Source organism: Flavobacterium bomense (genome assembly GCF_003970355.1).
Map to the genome: position 1 here is coordinate 24,316 of NZ_RYDJ01000007.1, position 24,683 is coordinate 48,998.

The 24,683-nt window shown below is 34.2% G+C and carries 15 protein-coding genes, 3 tRNA genes and 1 pseudogene; 15 read left to right on the forward strand and 4 right to left on the reverse strand.

Going from position 1 to position 24,683, the window contains the following annotated elements:
- Positions 1-56 precede the first annotated feature (56 nt).
- Both rimK and EKL98_RS07790 read right to left on the reverse strand, forming a co-directional pair.
- A complete protein-coding gene (gene rimK / locus EKL98_RS07785; RefSeq protein ID WP_126462452.1) occupies positions 57-1,427 on the reverse strand; it encodes a 30S ribosomal protein S6--L-glutamate ligase in 1,371 nt (456 codons plus the stop codon).
- Between the two features lie 138 nt (positions 1,428-1,565).
- Positions 1,566-4,112 (reverse strand): ATP-dependent Clp protease ATP-binding subunit, encoded by a 2,547-nt coding sequence (locus tag EKL98_RS07790; RefSeq protein ID WP_126462449.1) that lies wholly within the window; start codon positions 4,110-4,112, stop codon positions 1,566-1,568.
- Positions 4,113-4,368: 256 nt separating this feature from the next.
- Here EKL98_RS07790 and gyrA point away from each other — a divergent pair, with 256 nt between their 5' ends.
- Together gyrA and EKL98_RS07800 are read left to right on the forward strand one after the other, a co-directional pair.
- Positions 4,369-6,990 (forward strand): DNA gyrase subunit A, encoded by a 2,622-nt coding sequence (gene gyrA, locus EKL98_RS07795; protein ID WP_126561974.1) that lies wholly within the window; start codon positions 4,369-4,371, stop codon positions 6,988-6,990.
- A gap of 107 nt (positions 6,991-7,097) precedes the next feature.
- Positions 7,098-8,366, forward strand: coding sequence for a tetratricopeptide repeat protein (locus EKL98_RS07800; protein WP_126462443.1), 1,269 nt, complete (start codon positions 7,098-7,100; stop codon positions 8,364-8,366).
- Between the two features lie 63 nt (positions 8,367-8,429).
- Here the strand turns inward: EKL98_RS07800 and EKL98_RS07805 are convergent, their stop codons facing one another.
- Both EKL98_RS07805 and EKL98_RS07810 read right to left on the reverse strand, forming a co-directional pair.
- Positions 8,430-9,191: a C40 family peptidase gene (locus EKL98_RS07805; protein WP_126561975.1), complete on the reverse strand. Its 762-nt coding sequence runs from the start codon at positions 9,189-9,191 to the stop codon at positions 8,430-8,432.
- A gap of 71 nt (positions 9,192-9,262) precedes the next feature.
- Positions 9,263-10,441 (reverse strand): acetyl-CoA C-acyltransferase, encoded by a 1,179-nt coding sequence (locus tag EKL98_RS07810; RefSeq protein ID WP_126561976.1) that lies wholly within the window; start codon positions 10,439-10,441, stop codon positions 9,263-9,265.
- A 230-nt stretch (positions 10,442-10,671) separates the two neighbouring features.
- Here EKL98_RS07810 and EKL98_RS07815 point away from each other — a divergent pair.
- The 13 genes and pseudogenes from EKL98_RS07815 to EKL98_RS07875 all read left to right on the forward strand — a co-directional run bounded on the left by EKL98_RS07815 (position 10,672) and on the right by EKL98_RS07875 (position 24,679).
- A tRNA-Ser gene (locus tag EKL98_RS07815) sits at positions 10,672-10,755 on the forward strand.
- Between the two features lie 14 nt (positions 10,756-10,769).
- A tRNA-Pro gene (locus EKL98_RS07820) sits at positions 10,770-10,844 on the forward strand.
- Positions 10,845-10,865: 21 nt separating this feature from the next.
- A tRNA-Arg gene (locus EKL98_RS07825) sits at positions 10,866-10,939 on the forward strand.
- Positions 10,940-11,265: 326 nt separating this feature from the next.
- Positions 11,266-11,364 (forward strand): annotated as a pseudogene (locus EKL98_RS18030) (heavy metal-binding domain-containing protein); the annotation flags it as partial.
- Between the two features lie 970 nt (positions 11,365-12,334).
- Complete coding sequence (locus tag EKL98_RS07835; protein WP_126561978.1) at positions 12,335-12,763, forward strand: hypothetical protein; 429 nt, start codon at positions 12,335-12,337, stop codon at positions 12,761-12,763.
- A gap of 38 nt (positions 12,764-12,801) precedes the next feature.
- Positions 12,802-13,017 (forward strand): hypothetical protein, encoded by a 216-nt coding sequence (locus tag EKL98_RS07840; protein WP_126456019.1) that lies wholly within the window; start codon positions 12,802-12,804, stop codon positions 13,015-13,017.
- A 71-nt stretch (positions 13,018-13,088) separates the two neighbouring features.
- The gene (locus EKL98_RS07845) at positions 13,089-13,772 is read left to right on the forward strand and encodes a HupE/UreJ family protein (RefSeq protein ID WP_126462428.1); all 684 of its coding nucleotides are present in this window, start codon (positions 13,089-13,091) and stop codon (positions 13,770-13,772) included.
- Positions 13,773-13,782: 10 nt separating this feature from the next.
- Positions 13,783-14,406 carry a hypothetical protein gene (locus EKL98_RS07850; protein ID WP_126561979.1) on the forward strand — a complete coding sequence of 208 codons (624 nt, stop codon included), beginning with the start codon at positions 13,783-13,785 and terminating at the stop codon, positions 14,404-14,406.
- 29 nt (positions 14,407-14,435) lie between these two features.
- On the forward strand, positions 14,436-18,776 hold the full coding sequence (locus tag EKL98_RS07855) for a CusA/CzcA family heavy metal efflux RND transporter (RefSeq protein WP_126561980.1): 4,341 nt from the start codon (positions 14,436-14,438) through the stop codon (positions 18,774-18,776).
- A gap of 182 nt (positions 18,777-18,958) precedes the next feature.
- Positions 18,959-20,086, forward strand: coding sequence for an efflux RND transporter periplasmic adaptor subunit (locus tag EKL98_RS07860; RefSeq protein WP_126561981.1), 1,128 nt, complete (start codon positions 18,959-18,961; stop codon positions 20,084-20,086).
- 177 nt (positions 20,087-20,263) lie between these two features.
- A complete protein-coding gene (locus tag EKL98_RS07865; protein ID WP_126456009.1) occupies positions 20,264-20,941 on the forward strand; it encodes a response regulator transcription factor in 678 nt (225 codons plus the stop codon).
- The gene (locus tag EKL98_RS07870; protein ID WP_126515415.1) at positions 20,934-22,202 is read left to right on the forward strand and encodes a sensor histidine kinase; all 1,269 of its coding nucleotides are present in this window, start codon (positions 20,934-20,936) and stop codon (positions 22,200-22,202) included. The genes EKL98_RS07865 and EKL98_RS07870 overlap by 8 nt, the downstream gene beginning before the upstream one ends.
- 65 nt (positions 22,203-22,267) lie before the next feature.
- Entirely contained in the window at positions 22,268-24,679 is a 2,412-nt protein-coding gene (locus EKL98_RS07875) for an outer membrane beta-barrel protein (RefSeq protein WP_126561982.1), read from the forward strand.
- Positions 24,680-24,683 lie beyond the last annotated feature (4 nt).

Consider the following 24,683-nt stretch of genomic DNA (forward strand, 5'->3'; position numbering starts at 1 on the left):
TTTAGTTTTAAAGTAATTTTAAAAGTTTTCAATAGACTGTAAACGGCTACTGACTGCTATTTTATTTTAAAATTTTTCTCGATTGCTTTGATCATTTCGCCGGCAATATCTTTATTGGTAGCTCCTTCAATTCCTTCTAGTCCTGGCGATGAATTTACTTCTAATAACAACGGGCCTTTAGCGGAACGAATAATGTCTACACCTGCCACTTTGAGGTCCATTGCTTTGGTTGCTTTGATGGCAATACGTTTTTCTTCAGCGGTTACTTTTATAATAGATGCTGTTCCTCCAAGATGAATGTTAGCCCTGAATTCGCCCGGCATTGCTTCACGCTGAATAGCAGCCACTACTTTTCCATCAATTACAAAACAACGAATGTCTTTTCCATTGGCTTCTTTGATGAATTCTTGAACTAATATGTTGGCATTTAAGCTTTTGAAAGCATTTATGACACTTTCTGCGGCTTTTTTTGTTTCTGCCAACACGACTCCTTTTCCTTGTGTTCCTTCTAGTAATTTCACGATTAGTGGAGAACCGCCCACCATTTTTATCAAATCATCCGTATCCAAAGGGGAATTAGCAAAACCAGTGGTAGGAATTTCAACCCCATGATTCAATAGTAATTGCAAAGAGTATAATTTATCTCGTGATTGCGTAATAGCATTCGATGAATTTAAGCAATATACTTTTAATGCTTCAAATTGTCTGGTCAAAGCGCAACCGTAAAATGTAATGCTAGGTCTGATTCTGGGTATAATGGCATCAAATTGATTTAGTATCTTACCGCCACGATAATGAATTTCTGGCGTTTTTGCATCCAGTTTCATATAACATTCCTTGATGTTCAGAAAGTGCATTTCGTGACCACGCATTTCGCCAGCCTCCATTATACGCTTGTTGCTGTACAATTCAGGATTACTGGCCAAAAGTCCGATGCGTAATCCGGAACTTGCTTTCTCGGAATTTTTATACAATTCTTTTAGACTGTCGGGTGTGGGTTGTCCTAAAAGATATTTTTGCTCCGGATCAACCAATACTCTTCCGCTCATGGCTTCACGGCCTAAAAGCATTCTGAAACCCATGGAATCTCGATTGGTCAATGTCATCTCAATAGGCCATTTTGAACTTCCTATTTGTAGATTTGTTTGAATTACATAGCGTTGTTCTCTAAAGCCACTTGAACTTTTAACGATGCGTTTATCAATTAAAGGCGCTTCACAATGAATTATTGTTTTTAAATTATTTTGGATTGGGTTAATGTCAAATTTCACCCAATTGCTTTCGTCTTTAATAAATGGAGCAATATTTATAGCGTGTAGCGCAGATGTTTTAGCACCGGAATCAACACGTGCTTTAATGGTTGGAATCCCTATTTCAGGGAATGAGCACCATTCTTCACTACCTAGGATAACTTTGTTTTCAGACATAAAGTAATTTTAATGGATCAATGTTATAAAAACCAAATGTAAATATTTGTTTTCAAAAAAAGTGTATTTTATCATAAAGAAAAAACCCGTTACGTTATAAAAACGTAACGGGTTATGGTTAAGATTCAAAAGAATTATTTAAGGATTTGTGGCTTCGCCAGCTTTATGAACCTGAACCGTTAATTCTTGTGCCCCTTCTTCGATATCCATGAAGATTTCATCTCCGGTTGTTATTTTCGAAGTGATAATTTCTTCTGCAAGGGTATCTTCAACATATTTCTGAATGGCTCTTTTTAGTGGTCTTGCGCCAAATTGCCTGTCGAAACCTTTCTCAGCTATAAATGCTTTTGCTTTGTCAGAAAGACTCAATTGATACCCTAATTCGGCAACACGGGCGAATAATTTTTTTAATTCGATTTCGATAATTAAATCAATATCATGTTTTTCTAAAGCATTGAATACAATTACATCATCAATTCTATTAAGGAATTCAGGAGCAAAAGTTTTCTTTAAGGCGTTTTCAATAATACTTTTTGAATTATCATCAGCCTGCGCTACTTTGGCAGCAGTTCCAAAACCGACTCCTTGTCCAAAATCTTTTAATTGTCTGGCACCAACATTCGAAGTCATGATTATTATGGTATTTTTGAAATCAATTTTTCGGCCTAAACTATCCGTTAAATATCCGTCATCCAGCACTTGTAATAACATATTGAAAACATCAGGATGCGCTTTTTCGATCTCATCCAATAAGACCACACAATAGGGTTTTCTTCGCACTTTTTCAGTCAGTTGACCGCCTTCTTCATACCCTACATATCCCGGAGGTGCACCAACTAAACGAGAGATAGCAAATTTCTCCATGTATTCACTCATGTCAATGCGTACCAAAGCATCTTCAGAGTCGAATAACTCTTTAGCCAATACTTTAGCAAGTTGTGTTTTACCAACACCGGTTTGTCCTAGAAAGATAAAGGATCCAATAGGTCGATTTGGGTCTTTTAACCCGGCGCGATTTCGTTGTATCGAACGTGCAATCTTCATGACGGCCTCTCTTTGTCCAATAACTTTTCCTTCAATAAGTTCTGGTAATTTAGCCAATTTATTGCTTTCGGTTTGTGCTATTCGGTTCACAGGTATTCCGGTCATCATCGATACAACATCGGCTACATTGTCTTCCGTAACTTCTATTCTGTTGTTTTTTGAATCTTCTTCCCATTGTTCTTGTGCAATAGCTAAATCTTTTTCAATACGTTTTTCGTCATCACGAAGTTTAGCGGCCTCTTCATATTTTTGTTTTTTTACCACAACATTCTTCAGTTCTCGAACATCTTCTAATTGACGCTCTAAATCTAAAATCTGTTTGGGAACTTCAATATTGGTAATATGAACTCTGGAGCCTGCTTCATCTAAAGCATCGATGGCTTTGTCCGGTAAGAAGCGCTCAGACATGTACCTGTCAGTTAATTTTACACAAGCCTCAATAGCTTCTTGTGTATAAGTAACATTATGGTGGTCTTCATATTTATTTTTGATGTTATTCAAAATTGTAATCGTTTCAGTGACGGATGTAGGTTCTACAATTATCTTTTGAAAACGTCTCTCTAATGCACCATCTTTTTCTATGTATTGTCTGTATTCGTCTAATGTTGTAGCGCCAATACATTGAATCTCACCTCGCGCTAATGCCGGTTTAAACATATTGGATGCATCCAGAGATCCAGTTGCACCACCAGCACCTACAATGGTGTGAATTTCATCTATAAAAAGAATGATATCATCATTTTTTTCCAATTCATTCATCACTGCTTTCATACGCTCTTCAAACTGCCCACGGTATTTTGTTCCGGCAACAAGACTGGCTAAATCCAAGGTAACAACACGTTTGTTGAATAAAGTACGTGATACTTTTTTCTGAATAATTCGCAACGCTAGACCTTCGGCAATGGCTGATTTTCCCACACCGGGTTCTCCTATTAGTAACGGATTGTTCTTTTTTCTACGACTCAAAATTTGCGAAACGCGTTCGATTTCTTTTTCACGCCCTACAACAGGATCCAGTTTTCCTTCTTCGGCCATTTCTGTTAAATCCCTTCCAAAATTATCTAAAACAGGGGTTTTCGATTTTTTATTGGATTTGTTGGCTGGATTGTTAAAGGTGCCTTCTTTTAGACTGTCATCTTGTCCTGAATCGTCATTATACGATTCGTTTCTTGGCAATTTCTCTATAAATTCTTCTTCGTTTGGAGTCATGTTTAGATATTGTTCTTTAGCTATATCATAATCAATTTTCAGTTTATTCAATAGCTTGGTTGTTGGATCATTTTCATTTCTTAATATGCATAACAATAAATGTGCGGTGCTGATAGAGGAACTCTGAAAAACCTTAGCTTCCAAAAAAGTGGTTTTCAAAGCCCGTTCTGCCTGGCGTGTCAGGTGCAGGTTTTTCTTCTCAACATTTACTTCTACACTAGGACTTGCGGGGCTTAAGATCTCTACTTTTCTGCGTAAATGGTCTAAATCGACGTCAAGGTTATTCAATATTTGAATTGCTTTTCCGTTACCGTCTCTTAGAATTCCCAGCATTAAGTGTTCTGTTCCTATAAAGTCATGTCCTAGTCGCAAAGCTTCTTCTTTGCTGTAAGTAATAACGTCTTTTACTCTTGGTGAAAAATTATCATCCATAATATATATTTGATATCGTAAATTTAGTGAATTAGTGATAGAAAAACAAAAACCATTCCTATATGAAGTCGTGTCAGCTAAGTGACAAAAATTATCAAGATATTAAAGTTAAATTTACCTTAAATTATCAACTAAAAGCGAAGTTTTATTTGTTAATAAATCATTGAAATTAGTGTTTTAAAATAGGTTTAAAAATTTCAAAAAGATGTATATTGGCACGTTTTGAAACTAATATAATTTTTTAATATAACAACTTATGTCTGAAGGAGAAAAGTTAATTCCTATTAACATTGAAGATGAAATGAAAACGGCCTACATCGATTACTCGATGTCGGTAATTGTATCAAGAGCACTTCCAGATGTTAGAGATGGCTTGAAACCAGTACATCGAAGAGTCCTATTTGGAATGCATGATTTGGGTGTAAATTCTAGATCTGCCCACAAAAAGTCCGCAAGAATTGTTGGGGAAGTTCTTGGTAAGTATCACCCACACGGTGATACCTCAGTTTATGATGCAATGGTTCGTATGGCACAAGAATGGAGTATGCGTTACTTATTGATTGATGGCCAGGGTAATTTTGGGTCAGTAGATGGCGATAGTCCTGCAGCAATGCGTTATACAGAGGCTAGAATGCGTAAAATTTCAGAAGAAATCTTGGCGGATATAGATAAAGAAACTGTTGATTTTAAATTAAATTTTGACGATACGCTGGAGGAGCCAACAGTTATGCCAACACGTGTTCCTACCTTATTAATAAATGGGGCAACAGGAATTGCAGTGGGTATGGCCACTAATATGCCTCCTCATAACTTGACTGAGGTGATAAACGGGACATTGGCTTTCATGGACAATAGCGATATTGAGATTGATGAGTTGATGACGCATATCAAAGCCCCGGATTTTCCTACAGGAGGTGTTATATATGGATATGAAGGCGTTCGTGAAGCATTAAAAACAGGTAGAGGACGTATTGTAATGCGTGCCAAAGTAGGTTTTGAAGAAGTGGACGGAAGAGAATGTATTATCGTTACCGAAATTCCTTATCAAGTTAACAAGGCCGATATGATTAAGCGTACGGCTGATTTGGTTAACGATAAAAAAATTGATGGAATTGCGAATATCCGAGATGAATCGGATAGAAACGGGATGCGTATCGTTTATATCTTGAAACGAGATGCTACGCCAAACGTAGTTTTGAATACACTTTATAAGTTTACACAATTACAGTCTTCTTTCAGTGTAAACAATATTGCCATTGTAAAAGGGCGTCCGCAAATGTTGAATCTGAAAGATCTGATTCATTATTTTATAGAGCACCGTCATGATGTAGTGACTCGCAGAACGCAATTTGAATTGAAAAAAGCAGAAGCAAGAGCCCATATTTTAGAAGGTTTGATTATCGCTTCGGATAATATTGACGAAGTAATTGCTTTAATTAAAGCTTCAAAAAGCACCGAAGAAGCAAGAGAAAAATTAATCGAAAGATTCAATTTATCCGATATTCAATCTCGAGCCATTGTTGAAATGCGTTTGCGTCAATTAACAGGTCTTGAACAAGATAAGTTAAGAACAGAATACGATGAAATCATGAAGTTAATCGAGCATTTAAAAGCTTTATTAGCAGATGTAAACTTAAGAATAGCCTTGATTAAAGAAGAACTAACTGAAATTCGTGATAAATATGGAGATGAACGCCGTTCTGTAATTGAATATTCAGGAGGAGATGTAAGTATTGAAGATTTAATTGCCGATGAAAATGTAGTTATCACGATTTCACATGCAGGATATATTAAACGTACAAATCTTACGGAATACAAAACTCAAAACAGAGGCGGAGTTGGACAAAAAAGTGCAGGAACACGGGATCAGGATTTCTTAGAGCACATGTTTGTGGCTACGAATCACCAATATATGATGTTCTTTACCCAAAAAGGGAAATGTTTCTGGATGCGTGTTTACGAAATACCAGAAGGAAGTAAAACGGCCAAAGGAAGAGCAATCCAAAACTTGGTAAATATAGAAAGCGACGATAAAGTAAAAGCATTTATTTGTACTCAGGATTTAAAAGATCAAGATTACATCAAAAGTCACAACCTTATTATGGTGACTAAAAAAGGGCAGGTTAAGAAAACATCTTTAGAGAAATATTCTAAACCCAGAGTGAATGGAGTTGCTGCAATTACCATTAAAGAAGGGGATGAGTTATTAGAAGCAAAATTAACGAACGGGCAAAGCCAAATTATTTTAGCTGTGAAATCTGGTAAATTAGTTCGTTTTGAAGAAACTAAAACCCGTCCAATGGGAAGAACAGCTTCAGGAGTTCGCGGAATTACACTTAAGGATGATACGGATGAAGTAATTGGCATGGTCACTGTAAACGATATGAGCAGCGAAATATTAGTAGTTGCTGAAAACGGTTATGGAAAACGGTCAAGCCTTGACGAATACAGAATTACAAATCGTGGAGGTAAAGGAGTAAAAACCTTGAATATTACGGAGAAAACTGGGAAGCTGATTTCTATTAATGCCGTTACTGATGCGGATGATTTAATGATTATTAATAAATCTGGATTGACTATCAGAATGGCTGTAGAGGATTTGAGAGTAATGGGACGTGCTACGCAAGGTGTAAAACTGATCAATATAAAAGGAAACGATTCCATAGCTGCAGTCACTAAAGTAATGAAAGACGATGTGGCGGAAGTAGTTGTTGATGAAGACGGAAATATTATTGAGTCGGAAGCTATCGAAAGAGTAAAACCTGTTCTTGAAGTTCTTGAAGAGGATGGTGTAGTTGAAGAGGAGGATGAAGAGGACGATTCTGAAAGTGAAGACGAAGACACTGAAGACGAAGACGATTCAGATGACGAAGCTTAGTATGAATACTAATAACTGGTTTCAAAACTTCCAATCCAATTGGATTGGAAGTTTTGAAATTAAATAAGTGTAGATTAAAAAAGAACTATTAAACAAAATCGAATACCATGAAAAGTAAATATGTAGTACTAGCATCAGCGTTAGTGATTTCAGTAGCCACTTTTGCTCAAAAAGATCAAATTAAAGCCGCTGAAAAAGCATTAAAAGGGGGTAAATCTCAAGAAGCAGTAACCATTTTGATGGAAGCCGAATCTCTCATCGCTAATGCTAAAGAGGCGGAGAAAGCACAATTTTTCTTTGTAAAAGGAAAAGCTTTATTGGATTTAGCCAATAAAAAAGTGGATGCAGATGCTAATCTTTCGCTTGCGGCAAAAGCATATCAAGATTTAATTGATGCTGAAAAAGTTTCCGGTAAATTGAAATTTTCTACAGAAGCTGCAGCTTCAATTACAGAAATTAAATATAAATTGATTAATGCTGCCATAGCGGATTCAAAAATCAATAAGCATTCAAATAGTGCAAAAAAACTGTATGATGCATATTTATTAGATAAAAAAGACACTATCAATTTGTATTATGCGGCCTCTACTTATGTGAATGCAGCAGAATATGACACAGCACTTAAGTTGTATGATGATTTGAAAAACTTAAATTATTCTGGAAAAGGAACCAGTTTTTTTGCGGTGAATAAAATCACTAATGAAGAAGATCTTTTTACAACGGCTCCGGAAAGAGACAGAGTAGTGAAAATAGGGACTCACGAAAAACCAAGAACAGAGGCTATTCCTTCTAAAAGAGGAGAGATCTATAAAAACATAGCTTTAATTTTAGTGCAAAACGGAAAAATTGAAGAGGCTAAAAAAGCAATATCGGATGCAAGACAAGCAAATCCGGAAGATACTTCATTGGTTTTGACAGAAGCAAATCTTTATTTAGAAACAAAAGATTTTGAAATGTATAAAAAGCTGATCGCTCAAGTATTAGAGAAAAATCCTAATGATGCTGATTTAGTTTTTAATTTAGGAGTTCTTAGTGCTAATGCAAAAAATCAGGTAGACGCTGAAAAGTACTATTTAAAAGTTATTGAAATTAATCCTAAATACATTAATGCTTACATCAATTTAGCGGCCATGAAGTTAGAGGATGAAAAGGTAATTATCGATGAAATGAATAAATTAGGAACTTCTACTAAGGATATGAAGCGCTATGATGAATTGAAAAAGAAAAGAGAAAATTTATTCAAAGCTACAATTCCTTTTCTTGCAAAAGCAGTTGAACTAGATCCTAAAAATGAGGATGTTTCAAAAACACTTTTAGGCGTATATAGCGCTTTAGAAATGACGGCTGAATACAAGGCATTGAAGGCAAAGAATTAATACTAGATTTTTAAATTTTAAAAAAAAACCTCTCTCGAATTACTGTTTTGAGAGAGGTTTTTTTTATATGATTTTTTTAATGACTCTTAATTTGTGTGTATGCTTATTGGTTTCGGCATTAAATATTCCTAAATGATCAAGCCTGTCAATTCGTACTTTTCCACTGGCATGAATGATGTAATTATCATCCATAATTATTCCTACATGGATTATGTTGCCTTCTTCGTTATCAAAAAAAGCGAGATCTCCTGGTTCACTTTCTTCTATAAAACTTAAAGCTTCCCCTTGTTTTGATTGTTGAGAGGCATCACGAAGCAATTTATATCCGTTCAGTTTATACACCATTTGAGTAAATCCTGAACAATCAATTCCAAAAGGAGTTTTCCCTCCCCAAAGATAAGGAGCGTTTAAATACATAAAGGCAGTTTTTATCAAATGCTCTTTTGTTTTTTTGCCACTTGTTTTTGTTCCATCAAACTCAAAATTCGAAATGTTTATCTCACTGTTATTTATAAATGAAACCGAGGATCCGAGCGGAATAGGAATTAATTGATTATCTGGAGTAGTGATATATTCAATTAAATCGGAATTCAATATGATCGTTTCTGCGGATAATTGATTAAAATTTGATTCTGAAATCAACTGTAATTGTTTAGAATCGATCCAGCCTTCATACTTGTCGTACTGTACTTTGATGCGAGACCATTGTTTCATTTGCTCTAAAATTTCAAAATGTTCTCCAAATAAAATTTGAGAAACAATTTCGCTTTTATCACTGGGTTCAAACCGAAGTGGTATCATTGCTAGATTACAAATTCCGAACATTTAGGATAATTTATGAGTTTAGAATTAGGAGTTATATGTTTTTAATATACAACTCCTAATTTATAATTATTTTAAGCTCTTTCAATAACAATTGCTGAAGCACCACCACCACCATTACAGATTGCAGCAGCTCCAATTTTACCATTATTTTGTTCTAATACGTTGATCAAAGTAACAATAATTCTTACTCCGGAGCAACCTAAAGGATGTCCTAATGATACAGCACCACCATTCACATTAATCGTGCTGCTCTCTAGTCCTAAAATTTTGGCATTGGCTAGGCCAACTACAGCAAAAGCTTCATTGAATTCAAAATAATCAACATCAGTTATGGCTATTCCTGCTTTTTCTAATGCTTTAGGAATTGCTTTTGATGGACTTGTTGTAAACCATTTTGGTTCTTGTGCGGCATCTGCATACCCTTTTATATACGCCAGAGGTTTCAATCCTAAAGAGATTGCTTTTTCTTCGCTCATTAATATCACAGCTGCTGCTCCATCGTTTATTGTAGAAGCGTTTGCTGCGGTAACTGTACCGTCTTTTGTGAAAACAGGATTTAATGAAGGTATTTTGTCTAATTTTACATTAGAAAACTCTTCGTCTTTAGAAATTATAATAGGATCTCCTTTTCTTTGAGGAACGGTTACAGAGACAATTTCATTATCAAATTTTCCGGTCTCCCAAGCTTTTGCACTTCGCTCGTAGGATTGAATTGCGGCGTTGTCTTGGTCTTCTCGGGTAAAATTATATTCAGCAGCACATAAGTCCGCACAAACGCCCATTGCGTTGTTGTCGTAAGCATCAACAAGTCCATCTTTTTGTAAACCATCAATAAATGTTGCTGGACCAAATTTAGTTCCTGTTCTCAAATTCATATAGTGAGGAATTAAACTCATGTTTTCCATTCCACCCGCAACAACAATTTCAGCATCACCACATAAAATGGCTTGAGTACCTAGCATTACAGCTTTCATTCCAGAGGCACATACTTTGTTGACTGTAGTACAAGCAACAGAATTAGGTAAACCAGCATATAGTGCAGCTTGGCGAGCAGGAGCTTGTCCTACACCAGCTTGAACTACATTACCCATAAATACTTCATCAATTAAATTTGGATCCAATTTTATTTTGTCCAAAGCTCCTTTTATAGCCACAGCACCTAATCTAGGAGCGGTAACTGTAGATAATCCTCCCATAAAACTACCGATAGGTGTTCTAACGGCAGAAACGATAACAACTCTTTTGTTCATGATTTATATAATGTTGGTTTATGTAGCAAATTTAATCTTTTTTAAACAATTTCGTATTTTGATGTTGGGATAATCTCTTTTAAAAATTTATTTATATTCTATATGTTTGATTGTGAAGTCTTTTTAGAATTAGGATAAAAAATATTTAAAAAAAAGGTCTAAATAGTTGTGAGGAACGTAAAGATGTGTTAAATTTGCAACCGCAAAACAAGACACGTTTCTTTGAGCTTGGAGGGGTGCCAGAGTGGTAATGGAGCAGTTTGCTAAACTGTCATCGAGCAATCGGTGCCAGGGTTCGAGTCCCTGTCCCTCCGCTTTATATTTTTTTCGGGGTGTAGCGTAGCTCGGTTATCGCGCCTGCTTTGGGAGCAGGAGGCCGCAGGTTCGAATCCTGCCACCCCGACTAGTTTTTTACATGAGCAATGGAGGCATAGCTCAGCTGGATAGAGCACCTGCCTTCTAAGCAGGCGGTCGAAGGTTCGAATCCTTCTGCCTTCACAAAAACCCTTATAAACGTTTGATTTATAAGGGTTTTTTATTTCTGGTTGCCAGTTTAGTTGCCTTTTGTACATGTTGATAACTTTTTACTAGACAAAAAGCCCCGATAACATTTTAGTTTATCGGGGCTTTTTTGATTAATCTGTAAAATCAATTATTATTGCGTCGGGCGGTGTATCTTCTCGGCTGTTGTTTCTGATTACGCTCATTCCGCTGTAATGTTTTTTTGATTTGGTAACCAAAAGATATGAAAAAAAGGGCTTACTGTTAAAAGTGGCCCTTTGTCTTGAATTTATTTAGTCGGTTAGTAGTAAAAAAAAATGGAAACTCAAAAAACGTACAGCTGCCCAATGCATCCAGAAGTTACGTTGGATAAACCCGGAAAATGTCCCAAATGCGGAATGAATTTAGTGGAGAAAAAAGAGTAAAAATTCTATTAGCAACTAACGGTTCAAAATAAAGTAGTACCCACAAAAGTAGTTACAGGTTCACCAAAAAACATAATACTTTATGGAACTTAAGAATCCAAAAATGATGTGATGTTGCTCCTGGTGTTCCATCATTTCGCTTGAGTTTTTAATACCACATTAAACAGTATCTGTTGATTGGTTGACAGAAAACATCACAATCTAAAAATCCGAAAAATTGATGCGCCATCATCAAAATTGGCTTAGAAGTTTTGGGGAGTTAAGATTTACTTAATATTTTTTTTAAAATTATTGGTAATCAATAAAATTTATTACTTTTACAATCTTGAAGAAAATAATTACCATATCATTCCTTTTTGTTTTTTTGTGTGCTAACACAGAGATGGGGCAATTATTGAAATTACCGAACTTACTACAACACTTTTCAAATCATCAAAAGGATTACAGTAACCAGAATATTTCATTACTTGATTTCATAGCAATTCATTACAATGATACTCAGCATCATTCTAATCAGGAAAAAGACAACCATCAAAGTTTACCTTTTAAGACTATTAACCAATCTGTTAATACAGCCCTTGCATTTGAAAACCAAACAGAGTTTTCCTTTCGCAAACCAAATACTATTTCTGTAAATAGTACTGTCCCGTTTCCTCCAGAATTTTACAATTCCGATGTTTTTGCATGCATCTGGCTTCCACCCAAATTGAGTTAAATTAATTTTTCAATGCTTAATTAATAATATTGTGAATATTTCTAATTAGGTATTAAAAAGTACTTTGCTATATACTTATAGCGAATGTTTCTTTGTATCAATTTCACTACTATTTTGTATTAAAAAATAAGTTTTTTAGTGAGTTAATGCATCCGAATAACTAGAATCCTTTTTTAGTTGCATACGCTATGAATTGACTTTTTAGTAATGTCGAAGACATGCTCAATTATTCTTAACACTACAACATCTATAATGAAAACAATTAAATCCATTGCAGTTGCGATACTGATAACTATTGCAGGCACAACAATTTCTAATGCACAAGTAAACGAAAAACAATCCAAAACGCCGCACGGTGGAATAATACAAAATTCAGGCGACTACAAAATTGAAAGGGTCGAAAGAGAAAACAATATTAGTTTTTACGTACTGAATGCGAAAGGAAAAACGGTTTCAAATAAAAAAATTACTGGCTTGGCTGTTTTTGAATTTTTTAATAAAACAAAAGCAACGAATCCAGTTTTTTTAGACACCAACAATGCTTTATTTGTACAAGTTCCTAAAGCAAGCATATATGCTTATTGTACCATCACATTACTTGTCAATGGAAAAACAATCTCTTCCAAATTTAAAAATAGCCAAGTTTCTGAACAAGATATTAATCATGGACACCAACATTAATTTTATTATTCTTTATAAACCCAATTAAAATTACAATTATGAAAAATTTTTTAATCGTAGCGACTATCGCAATCGGAATGTTAACTTCTTGCAACAACAAAGCAAATAACGAAACTGAAAACACTGAAAGTCAATCTACTGAAACAGTAGAACAAGTTCAAGTGATCACAGATTCTACGGATCAAGTAGGTACGGACAGTATTAATCAAGTGGAGCAAGATAAAGTTGATGCGGCTCATGGTCACACGCATTAGTATAATTTAACAGGCTGCTTCTCTTGCGAAAATTTCAGGAGAGAAGTAGTTTTTAAAAGAAAAATAAAATTATGAATTCAAAAAAAATAATATTTCTTGTTATACTTTTTTTTGTCGGCATCACAGGCGTTTTTGCTCATGGTGTAGATGAAAATACGCAAACTTTTTTGTCAGGAAATGATGGCGTTGCTTTTGGCCCATTTCTCTATATTGGTGCAAAACACATGCTTACGGGTTACGATCATCTGCTTTTTTTAGTTGGCGTTATCTTTTTCCTTTATCGTCCGAAAGAAGTGCTACTTTATGTAAGTTTCTTTACAATTGGTCATAGCGCAACATTATTGTTTGGAGTTATGAGTACTATATCAATTAATTCGTATTTAATTGATGCCATTATCGCACTGTCAATAGTGTATAAAGGTTTTGATAATTTAGGTGGTTTCAAGAAATTTTTCGGAAGGCAACCCAATACAAAAGCAGCTGTTTTGATTTTCGGATTATTTCATGGTTTCGGGCTTGCCAGCAAATTGCAAGATTTCAAATTTGAAAAAGAAGGATTGTTTACCAATCTGCTTGGATTCAATATTGGTGTCGAAATAGGTCAGTTCATAGCATTGACTTTTGTGCTAATCTTGATTACTTTATGGCGCAGACATTCCAGCTTTATGAAATTTTCAACAATAACAAATACGCTGCTTATGGCTGCTGGATTTGTATTAATAGGATATCAGTTAACGGGTTATTTTACATCTTAAAAATTAAAAAATGTCAGAAATAAATCATCAAATAGTAAATAAAAAACAAATTATCAAAGCAGTTATCTTCGCGTTACTACTTTCTGTACTAATTTTAGTAAGCGCAGTTTTACCTGCCGAATATGGAATGGATCCAATAGGAACAGGCAAACTGTTCGGGTTTAGTAAGCTTTATGTACCAGGGGATGCTGATGATGGATTAGCTACAATAACAGGAAAAACATTCCCATTAATTAAAATGGAAAAAGCAGGTTCTGGACCTGAAGTAGAAAGACCAATCGAAGCAAATAATCCTGCACCTGAAAAACAATATGCAGAAAGAGAAGACACGGTTGAAGTAATCGTACCGGCAGGAAAAGGAATTGAATATAAAATTTATATGCTGAAATATGGCAAAATGAAATACGAATGGACGACTAATAAAGGAATTGTTTATTTTGATTTTCACGGGGAAGTAAAACAAGCTAAAGAAACGAATGACGTTTATTTTGAAAGTTACACGCTTGCCTATTCCAATAATATGGTTGGAACTTTTTATGCTCCGTATGAAGGAAAACACGGTTGGTTTTTCAGAAATAATGAAAAGACAGCCATTACAGTTACAATAAAATTAAAAGGTCAGTATTCAATATAAGTAGTGAACATTCCTTAATATAACAAATTATGCTAAATAAAATTATTGAGTTTTCAATCAAAAACAAACTCATTATTGGACTGTTTATTTTAGCTCTCATCGGATATGGGAGTTATCAATTTACTAAATTACCAATTGATGCCGTTCCTGATATTACAGATAATCAAGTCCAGGTAATTACTTCAGCGCCATCACTGGGTGCGACCGATATTGAAAGACTGATTACTTTTCCAATAGAACAAGCCAATAGTAATATTCCTGGACTGAAAGAAATTCGTAGTTTTTCTCGTTTTGGTTTATCAGTGGTTACCATTGTTTTTAATGATGCAACCGATGTGTACTGGGCAAGACAGCAAGTAACAGAACGATTAAGTGCTGTTAAAGACCAAATTCCCACCGGTATTGGAGATCCAGTTCTTGCACCGGTGACAACAGGACTAGGCGAAATTTATCAATATGCGGTACGAACCAAACCCGGTTATGAAAAAAAATACGATATCACGGAGTTAAGAACCATTCAAGATTGGATTGTTCGCCGGCAGTTATTGAGCGTTGAAGGTGTGGCGGAAGTGAGCAGTTTTGGTGGAAAATTGAAACAATTTGAAATAGCCGTTGACCCAAATAAATTGCAATCCTATAATATCACTATTACAGATGTTTTCACTGCTTTAGAAAAAAACAATCAAAATACGGGTGGTGCTTACATTGAAAAAGGGCCTAAAGTTTTATACATCCGCAGTGAGGGATTAATTAATACTATCGAAAACATAAAAGATATTGCTATTAAAAACACTAATAGCGGTAGTCCTTTGTTTATTCGTGATGTAGCTGAAGTTCGCATTGGTAGTGCTATCCGTTACGGAGCAATGACATTTCACAAAAAAGAGGTTCAATCTGGTGAAGTTTCGGGTGCAGTAGTAATGATGTTAAAAGGAGCCAACAGTAATGTGGTTATTAAAAACATTAAGGATCGTATTGCACAAATTGAAAAAACATTACCCGAAGGTGTTATACTGGAACCTTTTCTAGACCGCACCAAAATGGTAAATAATTCTATTTCGACGGTCGAAAAAAATTTATTAGAAGGTGCATTAATAGTTCTCTTTGTTCTTATTTTCTTTTTAGGAAACATACGAGCAGGATTAATTGTGGCGTCAGTTATCCCTTTGGCAATGTTGATAGCGGTCATATTGATGAACATATTTGGGGTGAGCGGTAATTTAATGAGTTTAGGGGCATTAGATTTTGGATTGATTGTAGATGGTGCTGTTATTATTGTTGAAGCGTGTTTGTTTAGTTTGCACAGCAGGAAAACTGCTCAAATTTCACAACAAGAAATGGACAACACCGTACTAAAAACGTCAATAAAAATGCGTAATGTTTCCGTTTTTGGGGAATTGATTATATTGATTGTGTACATTCCCATTTTTACGTTGCGCGGTATTGAAGGGAAAATGTTTTTACCAATGGCACAAACCATTGCATTTGCTCTGTTTGGTGCTTTTATATTGTCGTTGACGTATGTTCCGATGATGACCGCTCTATTTTTAAATAAAAATATATCCCACAAAAAAACTTTTTCAGATATAATGATGGAAAAATTAGAAAATTTCTATCAACCCATTTTGAATAAAGCATTGGGAATTCCAAGAACAATTATTGCTGTAACATTAGGATTGTTTGTTTTAGCGCTGATTACACTTTCGTTTATGGGTGGTGAATTTATGCCCTCGTTAGAAGAAGGAGATTTTGCAGTAGAAACTAGGGTTTTGCCGGGAAGTAATTTGCAAACTTCAATGACAGCTATTTCACAAGGTGCAAAAATATTAATAGAAAAATTTCCCGAAGTGGAGAAAATTGTCGGCAAAACAGGAAGTAGCGAAGTACCTACCGATCCAATGCCAATTGATGCAAGCGATATGATGATCATTTTAAAGAACAAAAGCGAATGGACTTCTGCCACAACTTTTGACGAATTATCAGAAAAAATGGCAAAGGAATTGGAAGCTGTTCCTGGGGTTTCCTTTGGTTTTCAATATCCGGTACAAATGCGTTTTAATGAATTGATGACCGGTGCTAGGCAAGATGTGGTCTGTAAAATATTTGGAGAAAATTTAGACACATTGGCGTTATACGCCAATAAGTTAGGTAAAATTGTAAGTACCGTAGAAGGAACTTCCGATCTTTATGTAGAAACCGTTACCGGAATGCCTCAAGTAGTAATTGATTATAATAGAGCTTCCATTGCACAATACGGATTGAACATTCAGGATATCAATCGAATTGTAAACACCGCATTTGCAGGACAAAGCACAGGAGTTGTTTACGAAGGTGAAAAACGATTTGATTTAGTAGTTCGCTTAGAAGGCGAAAAACGGCAGGATTTGGCAGATGTTCAAAATTTATTAATTCCAACCTCAACTGGTTTGCAAATTCCTTTATCTCAATTGGCAAAAGTTGAAATTACCGAAGGTCCAAATCAGATACAAAGAGAAGACGCCAAACGAAGAATTGTAGTTGGTTTTAATGTTCGAGGCCGGGATGTACAAAGTATTGTAAAAGAACTGCAAGGTAAAGTCGAAGCTCAAATAAAATTTCCCGCTGGCTACTACCCTACTTATGGCGGTGCTTTTGAAAACTTAAACGAAGCCAAAAATCGTTTGATGATTGCAGTTCCTGTTTCATTACTATTAATATTTATTTTGCTCTATTTTGCGTTCAATTCCGTAAGACAAGGACTGTTGATTTATTCGGCAATTCCACTATCGGCAATTGGAGGTATTTTCTTTTTAGCATTGCGAGGAATGCCGTTTAGCATCAGTGCCGGAGTTGGTTTTATAGCCTTATTTGGTGTAGCGGTTCTGAATGGATTGGTGTTAATTGCAGAATTCAACAGCATTCGAAAATCAGGTGAAACCGATTTAAAAGCGATTGTTTTGCAAGGAACTAGAATACGATTACGCCCCGTTTTAATGACTGCATTTGTAGCATCATTAGGGTTTTTACCCATGGCATTAAGCAATGGTTCTGGTGCAGAAGTACAAAAACCATTGGCAACTGTTGTCATCGGAGGTCTGTTGGTTGCAACATTTTTAACTCTATTTGTTTTACCAATTTTATATATCATGTTTGAAAAAGGAATTAAATTAAAACCAAAAAAGATAAAATCAATTACGACTATCCTGGTATTGGGATTGTTCTTTTCTTTTCAAAGTACCAATGCTCAGGAAAAAATTTCAATAGAGCGCGCGATTGAAACAGCTCTTTTAAACAATATTAAAATTAAAAATGAAAAACTGAATTCAGAGTACTTGCAAATAATGGAAAACACAAGTTATGATATTTCCAACACGGGAATTATAAGCGAATATGGTCAGTTTAACAGCATTGTAAATGATGTGAAAATTGGTGTTTCGCAAAGCATAAAATTCCCAACCGTTTATAAAAGACAGAAACAACTTTTAATAGAAGAAGCCAAAAAAGGACAATGGAACGAAGCTTTGCAAAGAAAGCAATTGACCAGACAGGTAACAATCGTGTTTTACGAAATGATGTATCTAAAAGAAAAGGAAAAGCTGTTGCTAAAAAGCGATAGTATATATTCTGATTTTTTAAGGATCTCAACGCTTCGGTTTGATAAAGGCGAAAGCAATATATTAGAAAAAGCAACCGCTGAAAACCAATCCGGACAAATAAAAATTCAACTTTTGGAATTACAAAGTGATTACAAAATAATTCAATCACAATTCAAGTATTTACTTAATACAGATAAAGACTTTGTCCCAGTTTCAAATAAATTTAAAATGGATTTCATCAAAAATTCAGATACAAATGCTATTAGCAATCAACCCAGTGTGAAATTATTTGAGCAAGAAGTGAATAGCAGTAAAGCAGAAGTTTCACTTGAAAAATCTAAAAAATTACCGGAATTAATTGGTGGTATTTATTACCAGACTTTCAAAACAAATACTGTATTTCAAGACAGTAATAATGGTGTTTACGGACAATTAGGAGTGGCGCTTCCATTATTTAATACAGCAATAAATAACAGGAAAAAGGCTTTAGAGATAAATACGCAAATAGCCGAAAATAATTTAAATAATGAAAAACTAAAACTGGAAAGCAAGAATCAGGAATTAGTCCAGGAATATAAAAAACACAAAGAAACTATCGCCTATTACGAGAGTCAAGCTTTAAAAAATGTTGATTTAGTAACTAAAGCTGCTAATGATAAATTTATCAATGGTGACATTAATTATATGGAATGGGTAATGCTTATTAATCAAGGTACCGAAATTCAAAGCAGATACATCGAAGCAGTTAAAAAATTAAACACAGCTGTAATTGAAATCAATGCTTTAACTAATTAAAATAGTTTAATTATGAAAGGAGCATGATCGTAATTAGGGTCGCCAGCGCCAATGATGATATGCGAATTACATATGACTGGACTTGCTAACTTTACCCGCATAAAAAGTTAAGAATAAAAACCTTAATTTTAAATTATGAAAAAGAATCGAAAATTCACAAATACCAAAATAAAAATACTATCATGATTAAAAATACAATTATTACAATATTGGCAATAGTATTCCTTTCTTCCTGTGGAGATAAGAAAATGGAAAGCGAAACAGAAGCTAATCCAACTATCGAAAACACGACAACTCTTACCGATGCACAAATAAAAAATGCAGGTATTGAAACTGGAAAAATCACACAAAAACAAATTTCATCTACCTTAAAATTAAATGGTAAAATAGATGTGCCGCCGCAAAGCTTAGTTTCCATTAGTGTTCAAATGGGCGGTTATTTAAAATACACCAAATTGTTAGAAGGAATGCATGTTACCAAAGGGCAGGTTTTGTGCGTTGTAGAAGACCAACAATACATTCAACTGCAGGAAGATTACCTTTTGGCGAAAGCAAAAATTGGGTATGCAAAAGCCGAATTTGAAAGACAAAAAGAACTCAACCAAAGCAAAGCCAGCAGCGATAAAGTGTATCAACAAGCACAATCAGAATACAACTCACTATTTGTAATGGTGCAATCGTATGGCGAGAAATTAAAATTTGCGGGGATAAATCCGAATAATGTTTCAACAAAGAACATTTCAAAAAGCATCAATGTATACTCGCCAATAAGTGGTTATGTAGCTAAGGTAAATGTAAATATTGGCAAGTATGTAAACCCGAGCGATGTTTTATTCGAGATTGTAAATCCATCGGATATTCATTTGGCCTTAACCGTATTTGAAAAAGACATCAATAAATTGGATATTGGTCAATCGGTATTGGCTTATACTAATACCAATCCCGAGAAAAAATATCCTTGCCAAATTATTTTGATAGGTAAAGATTTTTCAGAAAACCGCAGCACTGAAATACACTGCCATTTTATAAATTATGATAAAACACTTTTACCGGGCATGTATATGAATGCCGAAATAGAATTAAAAAGTCAGCAATCAAATGTACTGCCATCTGATGCTATTGTAAATTATGAAAATAAGAATTATATCTTTATTGCCAAACAAAATAAACAATTTGAAATGAAAGAAGTCACAATAGGAGCGACAGAAAATGAATTCACTGAAATTCTTTCAGACGATTTAAAAGAGGCAACTATTGTGATTAAAGGTTCTTATTCCCTTTTGATGAAAATGAAAAATGTAGAAGAATAAAAAACATAAATTTACAGTAATGACAGAAAATAATTTTTAAAATCAACCACGCTGTCATATTTAGGTAGTTGCATTAGTTGTCAGAATTTTATAAGTGAATAACTCAGTTAAATTTATAAAAAACAATTTAATACCTAAATTCAAATTTCATTCAAAATTGAATTGTTAATTTGCAATATGAAAATTCTAATCATCGAAGACGAAATCGATATTGCTAATAGCATAAAAAGTTATCTAAAAACAAATGATATTCATTGCGAAACCGCAAGCACGTATCAAACGGCTTTAGACAAAATTATTATGTATGATTATGATTGTATTTTAGTAGATCTAATGCTTCCGGGTGGTGATGGATTTAGCATTTTGAAGAAATTGAAAATACTAAACAAATCAGAGGGGATTATTATAATTTCGGCTAAAGAAACGTTAGAGACCAAAATCGAGGGATTCAATCTTGGAGCAGATGATTATTTGACGAAACCCTTTCATCTTTCAGAGTTGTTGGTCAGAATTCAGGCCTTGGTTAGAAGAAAAAAATACGACGGAAACAATAAAATTGAATTCAATGAAATAGAAATTGATACTTTAGCAAAATCGGTAAAAATTGGAGAGAAGAAAATAGAATGCACCAAGAAAGAAATTGATTTATTATTGTTTTTAATTGGAAATAAAAACAAGGTTTTGTCTAAAAGCGCCATAGCTGAACACCTTTCGGGTGATATGGCGGACATGCTGGACAATCATGATTTTGTTTATGCCCACATCAAGAATTTGAAAAAAAAGCTAAACGATGCCGGAAGCAATGATTACATAAAATCAGTTTACGGAATTGGTTACAAATGGAACAATGAATAAAAAATTATTACATACTACTCTAAAATATTATGTTTTATTTTCTTTAATTGTGATGCTTTCAGCAGCTCCATTATTCTTTTATATAACTCAATTACTGTATCTACATGAAACAGATGAAGCCTTGCTACTTCAAAAAGAGGAATTCGAGTTATTGTATGCGCCGCAATTACAAGACAAGGATGTTGCAGTTTGGAATAAATGGAATAGGGATATAAAAGTAGAGAAAGTTCAGAAAATAATTCCTAGAGACACACTATTCAGCAATAGTTATTATAATAATTTGGAGAAAGAAAAGGAACCCTATCGGGTGCTAAATGCTCCAGTTACAATTAATAATAAACACTACCTTTTTACTGCCAGAATAAACCTAGTTGACAATAAGGATTTTATTGTCAGTATTTTAATGGTGTTTACCATCATTATTTTAATTCTTTTATTTGGATTATTTATCATTACTAAAAGGCTATCTCTTAGGCTTTGGAAACCATTTTATGACACTCTCGAGCAAATTGAGAAATTTGAAATCGATAAAAGTTCCCATCCAAAATTAGTTGTAAATACTATTGAGGAATTCAATCGACTCAATCAGGCAATAAATAAATTGATTGAAAAAAACACACGCATTTATAAAAGCCAAAAAGAATTTATTGAGAACGCAGCACACGAATTGCAAACACCAATTGCTATTTTTAAAGGAAAATTGGAAACATTATTGCAAAGAGACGATGTATCGGAAGAACAATTTGAAATACTGGATAAATTAAATGATACAACAACAAGGCTAAACCGATTAAATAAAAACCTGTTGCTTTTATCAAAAATAGAAAACAAACAATATAACATTCCTGAAGAGGTTCTTTTGAATGAGGTTATCACAAATCAATTAGATTTTTTTAAAGAACAGGCATTAGCAAAAAATATTAAGATAAATACTGCTTTAGAATCGAATACATTTGTTAAAACGAATCTGTTTTTGTCTGAAATTTTGATCAGTAATTTGTTTCTGAATGCAATTAATCATAATGTTGCTAATGGAAGCATCAATGTTGTATTGCATAAGAATGCTTTAGTTTTTTCCAATACGGGTATATTAAAATCGCTCGAAACAGATAAATTATTTGAACGTTTTTCTAAAGTAAATCCATCCTCGAAAGGGAACGGTTTGGGTTTATCAATAATTAATAAAATTGTAGAGAACAACAATTGGGAAGTTATTTATAGTTACAAAGATAAGTTACACATTTTCGAAATTCAATTCTAAAATTCAATATTTCTTCAAACTCCAATCGCAATTTTGTCGTTTAAATAAAGAATAAAAATTAAGATATGCCAATAAAAACAATATTATTAGTATCATTTCTAATACTATCAATTTCAGATTTATTAGGACAAAACAAAGCGGTCACACTATCCGGAATTACAAAAGATAAAACATCAAAAGAGACTTTGCTTTATGTAAATGTACTCTTGAAAAACACAAAGGATAACGTTTTGATTACGGGAACTGTTACCAATGAAGAGGGTAGGTTTTCATTTTCGAATGTAGTTCCTGGAAATTACTTTCTAGAGTTTACACTTGATGGATACAAAACAAAAAACCAACCTATTTATGTAGGTTCACTTTCTGAATTTCTAGATGAGGGAAGCATTGAATTGGAAGATAATGCTACTATTTTAAATGAAGTTGTGGTCGTTTCAAAGGAAGAACTTATTAATCAGAAAATGGACAAAAAAACCTTCTCTGTGGCAGATAATATCAGTCAGAGTGGTGGTTCTGTTTTACAAACAATGCAAAATTTGCCTGGTGTTTCCGTGCAAGACGGGAAAGTACAAATTAGAGGCAATGATAAAGTCACCGTTTTAATTGACGGAAAACAAACCGCATTAACAGGGTTTGGAAACCAATCGGGCTTAGATAATATACCCGCATCTGCGATAGAAAAAATTGAAATCATTAACAATCCTTCTGCAAAATACGATGCCAACGGAAACGCTGGAATTATCAATATTATTTACAAGAAAAACAAAAAAGAGGGATTCAACGGAAAAGTGGGTTTTACCTCTGGATTGGGTGCGCTGTGGGAAAGAAAAGAAAATTTACCAACTATTCGTCCGCAATACTCATTAACACCAAAAATTAATCCGACGTTATCACTTAATTATCGTAAAAACAAAATCAATGCTTTTTTTCAGGGTGATTATCTTTATACAGAAACACTCAATAAAAATGAGTTTGTAACGCGAACCTACACTGATGGAACTATTATTAATCAACAAACCAAAAGAAATCGGAATACGCACTTTACTACTTTAAAAACTGGAATTGACTGGAATATTAATGACCGAAATTCATTAACCGTTTCTGGTCTGTTTGGAACCGAAAAAATCATTGACAATGGAGATCAGCCCTTTTTCAATGAAAATTATTCGGAACGATTGCGACTTTGGCAATTTTTGGAAGATGAATTAAAAACCACCGCTATGGCTACTGCGGCATACCAGCACAAGTTTAAAGAAGCAGGACGGTTATTAAATATTGGTTTAAATTATACTTTTCACAGAGAGGATGAAAAATATTTTTTTGACAATATTTTGCCAACCTACACCGGAAAAGATGCTTTCAAATTGTTATCAGAGGAGAAAGTAGCCGACTTTAATATTGATTATATCAAACCCTTAAAATACGGTAGATTTGAAACCGGTTTTAAATTCAGAAAAAGGGATATTCCAACTAATATGCAGTTCTTTCCCGGCGCAAATTCTCCCATAGATAGCGGTGCTGGCGGTCAAGCAACTTACAAAGAAATTATTCCGGCCGTGTACGGAAATTATATTTTTGAAAACAATAAAATTGAGGTAGAACTGGGTTTGCGAGTAGAATATGTCGATTTGCAATACAATATCAATCCGGATCATAATACCTATAAAAGTGACGGGTACAACTACACCCAACCTTTTCCAAATGTGCGATTGGCATACAAAATTGATGACAGCAATAAAATATCATTATTTTACAATCGTAGAGTAGACAGGCCAAATGAAGTCGATATTAGAATATTTCCAAAATACGATGATGCAGAAATAATAAAGGTTGGGAATCCTGCACTTCGTCCGCAGTTCACCAATTTGTTAGAACTGGGTTATAAAACGAACTTAAAAAAAGGATATTTCTATTCGGCAGTGTACCACCGTTTTGCAAATGCTACCATTACTCGAATAGCATCGACAGTTCCAGACAGCAATTTAATCTATGCTATTTTCCAAAATGCAAATAAAAGTTTCAATACAGGGATTGAAATGATCTTTTCACAAGAGATTGCAAAATGGTACTCGTTTAACTTCAACTTAATTGCGTATCACAATCAAATTAATGCTTTTGCTGTTGAAAATAAATATCCAATTCCCAATACTTTTTCGGCAGAGAAGCAAGACATTTTTTCTGGAAATATTAAATGGAACAATATCTTGCACTTATCCAAAAAAGTGGATGCTCAAGTAACCGCTATATATTTGGCGCCAGATATTATTCCGCAAGGAAAAATTGCTTCTCGATTTTCAATTGATTTAGGGATTAAAAAATCAGTCCAAAATGGCAAAGGAGAATTCTTTCTAAATGCAACCGACATTTTAAATACATTAGTAATCAGGAAACAAATTCAAGGTCTGAATTTTAATTATAACAGCACTGACTATAATGAAACACAGGTAGTTCGATTAGGTTATAATTATAAATTTTAACTCA

Excerpts from the sequence above, each read along its gene's own strand:
- rimK (WP_126462452.1), bottom strand. The coding sequence starts at position 1,427 with ATGTCTGAAAACAAAGTTATCCTAGGTAGTGAAGAATGGTGCTCATTC.
- EKL98_RS07790 (WP_126462449.1), bottom strand. The coding sequence starts at position 4,112 with ATGGATGATAATTTTTCACCAAGAGTAAAAGACGTTATTACTTACAGC.
- gyrA (WP_126561974.1), top strand. The coding sequence starts at position 4,369 with ATGTCTGAAGGAGAAAAGTTAATTCCTATTAACATTGAAGATGAAATG.
- EKL98_RS07800 (WP_126462443.1), top strand. The coding sequence starts at position 7,098 with ATGAAAAGTAAATATGTAGTACTAGCATCAGCGTTAGTGATTTCAGTA.
- EKL98_RS07805 (WP_126561975.1), bottom strand. The coding sequence starts at position 9,191 with ATGTTCGGAATTTGTAATCTAGCAATGATACCACTTCGGTTTGAACCC.
- EKL98_RS07810 (WP_126561976.1), bottom strand. The coding sequence starts at position 10,441 with ATGAACAAAAGAGTTGTTATCGTTTCTGCCGTTAGAACACCTATCGGT.
- EKL98_RS07835 (WP_126561978.1), top strand. The coding sequence starts at position 12,335 with ATGAAAACAATTAAATCCATTGCAGTTGCGATACTGATAACTATTGCA.
- EKL98_RS07840 (WP_126456019.1), top strand. The coding sequence starts at position 12,802 with ATGAAAAATTTTTTAATCGTAGCGACTATCGCAATCGGAATGTTAACT.
- EKL98_RS07845 (WP_126462428.1), top strand. The coding sequence starts at position 13,089 with ATGAATTCAAAAAAAATAATATTTCTTGTTATACTTTTTTTTGTCGGC.
- EKL98_RS07850 (WP_126561979.1), top strand. The coding sequence starts at position 13,783 with ATGTCAGAAATAAATCATCAAATAGTAAATAAAAAACAAATTATCAAA.
- EKL98_RS07855 (WP_126561980.1), top strand. The coding sequence starts at position 14,436 with ATGCTAAATAAAATTATTGAGTTTTCAATCAAAAACAAACTCATTATT.
- EKL98_RS07860 (WP_126561981.1), top strand. The coding sequence starts at position 18,959 with ATGATTAAAAATACAATTATTACAATATTGGCAATAGTATTCCTTTCT.
- EKL98_RS07865 (WP_126456009.1), top strand. The coding sequence starts at position 20,264 with ATGAAAATTCTAATCATCGAAGACGAAATCGATATTGCTAATAGCATA.
- EKL98_RS07870 (WP_126515415.1), top strand. The coding sequence starts at position 20,934 with ATGAATAAAAAATTATTACATACTACTCTAAAATATTATGTTTTATTT.
- EKL98_RS07875 (WP_126561982.1), top strand. The coding sequence starts at position 22,268 with ATGCCAATAAAAACAATATTATTAGTATCATTTCTAATACTATCAATT.